General features: G+C 36.0%; 6 protein-coding genes. All 6 read right to left on the bottom strand.

The window, feature by feature from the left end; all coding sequences use genetic code 11:
- Positions 1–124 precede the first annotated feature (124 nt).
- Entirely contained in the window at positions 125–799 is a 675-nt protein-coding gene (phoU, locus tag ACTQZM_RS11655; protein WP_113784277.1) for a phosphate signaling complex protein PhoU, read from the bottom strand.
- A gap of 19 nt (positions 800–818) precedes the next feature.
- Positions 819–1,577: a phosphate ABC transporter ATP-binding protein PstB gene (pstB, locus tag ACTQZM_RS11650; protein WP_016251845.1), complete on the bottom strand. Its 759-nt coding sequence runs from the start codon at positions 1,575–1,577 to the stop codon at positions 819–821.
- A 17-nt stretch (positions 1,578–1,594) separates the two neighbouring features.
- Positions 1,595–2,401, bottom strand: coding sequence for a phosphate ABC transporter ATP-binding protein PstB (pstB, locus tag ACTQZM_RS11645; RefSeq protein ID WP_047242961.1), 807 nt, complete (start codon positions 2,399–2,401; stop codon positions 1,595–1,597).
- Between the two features lie 13 nt (positions 2,402–2,414).
- Positions 2,415–3,299, bottom strand: coding sequence for a phosphate ABC transporter permease PstA (pstA, locus tag ACTQZM_RS11640; protein ID WP_047342617.1), 885 nt, complete (start codon positions 3,297–3,299; stop codon positions 2,415–2,417).
- Position 3,300: 1 nt separating this feature from the next.
- Entirely contained in the window at positions 3,301–4,221 is a 921-nt protein-coding gene (gene pstC, locus ACTQZM_RS11635; protein ID WP_248624833.1) for a phosphate ABC transporter permease subunit PstC, read from the bottom strand.
- Positions 4,222–4,329: 108 nt separating this feature from the next.
- On the bottom strand, positions 4,330–5,184 hold the full coding sequence (locus ACTQZM_RS11630; protein ID WP_441653859.1) for a phosphate ABC transporter substrate-binding protein PstS: 855 nt from the start codon (positions 5,182–5,184) through the stop codon (positions 4,330–4,332).
- Between the last annotated feature and the right edge of the window lie 228 nt (positions 5,185–5,412).

The raw sequence follows: 5,412 nt of genomic DNA, 5'->3' as shown, positions 1-5,412 counted from the left end.
GCTTTATTTTTGTATTCACTTTCAAAAGATAAATAGAGATCTTTCCACTACTATCTAAATGGAAAGACCTCTATTTTTTCACATAGGGGCTACTTTTGGGTCAGCCCCTTTCGCTTAACTCGACTTATTCTGCAGTACGGTTAGAATTTAATTCAGTAATTTTACCGGTTGCTAAGTAGACAATCCATTCACAAATGTTGGTTACATAGTCACCAATTCTTTCTAAATATTGGGCAACATTTAAATAATCTGTTCCTGAGATAACTGTATCTGGATTAGCTTTCATTGCTTCGATGGTATGATCATAGATATCTCGAAAATGTTGGTTTACCCTTTCATCCATTGCCGCAATCATTTTCGCATCTTGTTGATCCATTTTTACGTAGGCTACCAATACATTATCAACCATTTTCTTCACAGAATCGGACATATCCGAGATTTCTTTTTCAATTTTCGGAATACGTGTTTGTCCTTTTACCAAGATTGTTGATTTGGAGATAGAAACCGCATGATCTCCCATGCGTTCCAAATCAGAACTAGCCTTCATCACGGTAATGATTCGACGTAAATCAGTAGTAACCGGTTGTTGTAAGGCAATCATCTCAAAACTTTTCTTCTCTAACTGAATTTCTAAATTATTAATTTCTTCATCGTGTTCAATGACTTGTTTTGCTAATTCTTTATCATGATTGACATAAGCACGAACTGATCGATGAATGGCTTTGCTCACAAGCATACCCATTTCATAAAATTGATTGTGTAAATTAAGTAAATCTTCTTCAAACTGTGAACGTAGCATGTTTTTCTCTCCTTTTTTATTAACCAAAACGCCCTGAAATGTAATCATCTGTCTCTTGTCTTTGTGGACTTAAGAAAATATTCTTGGTTTTATCATATTCAATTAAATCACCATTCAAGAAAAATGCAGTGCGGTCTGAAATCCGTGTCGCTTGTGACATATTATGCGTCACAATAATCATCGTATATTTTTCCTTTAATTCTAACAGGGTATTTTCAATTTTTCCAGAAGAAATTGGGTCTAAAGCACTGGTTGGTTCATCTAATAAAATAATATCAGGGTCAACCGCTAACACACGAGCGATACATACGCGCTGTTGTTGTCCACCGGAAAGAGATAAGGCGCTTTGATGTAATTTATCTTTCACATCATCCCAGACAGAGGCTGCTTTTAAACTTTCTTCCACAACTTTATCTAAAATTTGTTTATCATTTACCCCTTTAAGACGCAAACCATAGACCACATTTTCATAAATTGAAAACGGAAAAGGATTCGGTTGTTGAAAAACCATGCCAATCTCTTTACGCAACTCAACAGTATCAGTTTTAGGACTATAGATATCTTTTCCTTTGTACATCACACTACCAGTGATTGTCACGTTGGGAATTAAGTCATTCATTCGGTTTAAAGAACGTAGATAAGTTGATTTCCCACAGCCTGAAGGACCAATCATCGCAGTGATTTCACCTTTATATATATCTAAATTGATTCCTTTGAGCGCTTCTTTTTTCCCGTAATACAAATGTAAATCACGAGAAGAAATAATTGTTTCTGCCAAATTTATCTTTCCTTTCTTTATCCGAAATGACCAGATACATAATCTTCTGTTGCTTGAATTTTTGGTCGGGTGAAAATTTTATTGGTTTTATCATATTCAATCACATTGCCCATATAAAAGAAGGCAGTATAATCACTAATTCGAGCAGCTTGTTGCATATTATGGGTCACGATAACGATACTAAATTGATCTTTCAGGTGAATTAATGTTTCTTCCACCGTTCCTGTTGAAATTGGATCTAGCGCACTTGCTGGTTCGTCAAGTAATAAAATATCTGGTTTCATCGCAATCGCACGAGCAATACATAATCGTTGCTGTTGCCCACCAGATAAAGCTAAAGCACTTTTATGTAGATTATCCTTCACTTGGTCCCAAAGTGCAGCTTGTTTTAATGAAGTTTCAACAATTTCATCTAACTCTTCTTTATTGGCCATCCCATGACGTTTTAAGGCAAAAGTAATATTTTCATAAATTGACTTACTAAATGGATTAGGTCTTTGGAACACCATACCAATATGTTTGCGTGCTTCATAAACATCCACTTGAGGTGAATTAATATCTACCCCACGATACATGATTTTACCAGTTACCTTAGTATTGGCAATACTGTCATTCATACGATTCAATGAGCGAAGATAAGTCGATTTTCCACAGCCAGATGGTCCAATTAAAGCAGTGATTTTATTTTTTTCAAATTGCATATCAACGCCTTTAATCGCTTCATTTTGCCCATACCAGACATGTAAATCTTCTGTATATAAAGCTAAATCTTTTTGACCATCAAAAGTAATTACGTGACGATCATTCAAATTATATTGTTTCATTATTTATCCTTTCTTACGCAGAGGTCAATTTTTTATGCAGTCTCTTACCTAATGCCCGTGCACCAAAGTTAAAAATTAAGACAGCCAGTATTAAGACTGCAGAAGCCCCTGCTGAAACTTGAGCCCCATCAGGCATAGTCCCTTCTGAATTAATTTTCCAAATATGCACAGCTAAAGTTTCTGCTTGTCGAAAAATACTAATCGGACTAGAGACACTTAACGGATTCCAGTTAGTAAAATCTAAAGCTGGCGCCGACTGACCGGCAGTATAAATCAAGGCCGCTGCTTCACCAAAGATACGTCCAGAACTTAAAATTAAGCCTGTTAAAATACCAGGAGAAGCTTCAGGTAAAACGACATGGATAACCGTTTCCCAGCGTGATAAACCTAATGCTAATCCAGCTTCACGTTGCGTAAAATGAATCGCACGTAAGGACTCTTCAATATTTCTAGTTAATAGTGGCAAATTAAACAAGGTTAAGGCTAAGGCTCCCGAAAGAATAGAAAAGCCATATTGAAATTGAATGACAAAAACTAAGAAACCAAATAAACCAACAACTACTGATGGTAGAGAGCTTAGAATTTCAATTGAAGTACGAATTAAATCAGTTAGCCAATTTTTCTTCGCATACTCAGATAGGTAAATTCCCGCACCTAAGGATAATGGAAAGCTAATAATCATTGTAATGAGTAGTAAATACAATGAGTTAAATAATTGAATACCGATTCCGCCACCTGTTTGATAAGCTTTAGAGGGTGATGTTAAAAAATGCCAAGAAACATGTGGCAAGCCGCGTAATAGAATGTAAAGTAACATGGCAGCCAAGATAAATACGATGATTCCCGAGATAGCATATAACACACCGGTAGCAATTTTATCGATTTTTTTTGCATTCATCTTACTTTAACACTCCCTTCTTACCAATCATTCGAATAATAATATTAAATACTAAAGACATAGCTAATAAGATTAATGCCAAGGACCATAAAACATTATTTTCAACGGTACCCATAATCGTGTTTCCGATTCCCATTGTAAGAATCGATGTCAAAGTAGCTGCTGGCGTCACTAAACTTGTTGGCATCAAAGCAGCATTTCCCACAACCATCTGAATCGCAAGTGCTTCACCGAATGCACGTGCCATTCCGAAAACAACAGCCGTCAAAATTCCTGGCACAGCTGAACGTAACACCACTTTGTAAATGGTTTGAAATCTAGTGGCCCCCAATGCTAAGGAAGCTTCACGGTAATGACGCGGAACTGCTTTTAAGGCATCTACAGTCATGGTTGTAACTGTTGGCAAAATCATGACAAATAAAACAAACGTTCCCGCTAAAATACCAAAACCAGTCCCACCAAAGACCGAACGCACAGCCGGTACAATCACTGATAGACCGATAAAACCATAAACTACTGATGGAATTCCTACCAATAACTCAATAACTGGTTGCAAAATCTTTTGTCCTTGTTTTGGTGAAATCTCAACCATAAACACTGCTGCACCAATAGCGAATGGTGTTGCGATAATTGCCGATAGAAAAGTAACTAAAAACGAGCCCAAAATCATTGGTAAGGCGCCCACTTGTGGCTGCCCATTTGCCCCTAACTCGCTTGGATTCCATTCTTTTCCAAATAAAAAGTCAAAAACATTCACTTTATCTACAAAGAAAGTGGCAAGTCCTTTACTTGCAACAAAATAAAAGATAGATAGCACAACCAATACGATAATTGCAATACAAATAAAGCTGATAAACTTACCGCGTTGTTCCATTCTTGCCCTTTTAGATTTTTTCATTAATACTTCTTTCATATCTTCCAAGAGGTCATCCCCCATTTCTATTCTATGATCTCAGTTTAACGATTGAATATCAATTTTCGATAAATCTTATGTTAATTTTAAGCAAAGATTGTAAATTTTTTGTAAAGGCTACTGAATCACATTGCCTTGCCAATCACGCTTCACTTGCATATCAGTAATCGCAATATAGCCTAATTTAGCAACAATCTCTTTTTGGACTTTATCAGAAAGAACATAGTCTAAGAATTTTTTCGTTAACTCGGTAGGTTGTCCCTTGGTATACATATGTTCATAAGACCAAATAATCCACTTATTGGTTTTAACATTGTCATCATTTGGCGCAACACCATCAATTGATAAAGTAGCCACATCTTTTGTCACATATGAAAAGGCAACATAGCTAATTGCCCCGGGTGTATCTGCAACAATTTGGCGAACAGTACCACTAGAATCTTGCTCTTGTGCCGCTTTTGGTTTTTTACCATTTAGCACCCAACGTTCAAATGTCCCGCGTGTCCCGCTACCAGAAGCACGATTTAAGATTACGACATCCACATCATTACCACCAACTTGCTTCCAATTGGTAATTTCTCCGGTAAAGATTTTTTGTAAATTCTCCATTGAAATATTTTTTACACCAACTTTTTTATTTACAATTGGTGTGATGCCCACAACAGCAACTTGATGATCGACTAATTTTTTCGCATCAATACCACTTTTTTCTTCAGCAAATACATCCGAGTTACCGATGTTAACTGCACCAGACTGCACTTGACTTAGACCAGTACCACTACCTCCACCTTGGACATTCACAAATTGTCCAGGATGATTATTTTGATATTCTTCAGCAACTGTTTCTACTAATGGTTGTAAAGCCGTGGATCCAACAGCTGTAATTGACTGTCCTTTATCCACCCATTTACTACATCCTGTCAATAATACTATCGACAAAATACTCGTTAATAAGATTGTCATTTTCTTCATACAAAAAATATCTCCTTAAAATATATCATTCAATTTTCATGTATGTATGAATTTAGCACATACAATTTCATTCTAACATGGAAAAATTCATAGGAAAATACTTACCTTGAATTATAATGGGTCTATGATATTTAGTGTTGTTACTCAAACGGAGGATAACACTAAATATCTTTTTTTATAATCATAATAATAGAAAAAGACATCTGTTTCCTCTATAATTAAGTCGAC

It is taken from the genome of Enterococcus cecorum, from assembly GCF_052119425.1.
In the GTDB taxonomy this organism is placed as follows: Bacteria; Bacillota; Bacilli; order Lactobacillales; family Enterococcaceae; genus Enterococcus_E; species Enterococcus_E cecorum_C.
Note: the sequence above shows the minus strand (reverse complement) of the source record. Positions and strands in the feature narration are given on the sequence as shown.

Excerpts from the sequence above, each read along its gene's own strand:
- ACTQZM_RS11630 (WP_441653859.1), bottom strand. The coding sequence starts at position 5,184 with ATGAAGAAAATGACAATCTTATTAACGAGTATTTTGTCGATAGTATTA.
- pstB (WP_047242961.1), bottom strand. The coding sequence starts at position 2,401 with ATGAAACAATATAATTTGAATGATCGTCACGTAATTACTTTTGATGGT.
- phoU (WP_113784277.1), bottom strand. The coding sequence starts at position 799 with ATGCTACGTTCACAGTTTGAAGAAGATTTACTTAATTTACACAATCAA.
- pstA (WP_047342617.1), bottom strand. The coding sequence starts at position 3,299 with ATGAATGCAAAAAAAATCGATAAAATTGCTACCGGTGTGTTATATGCT.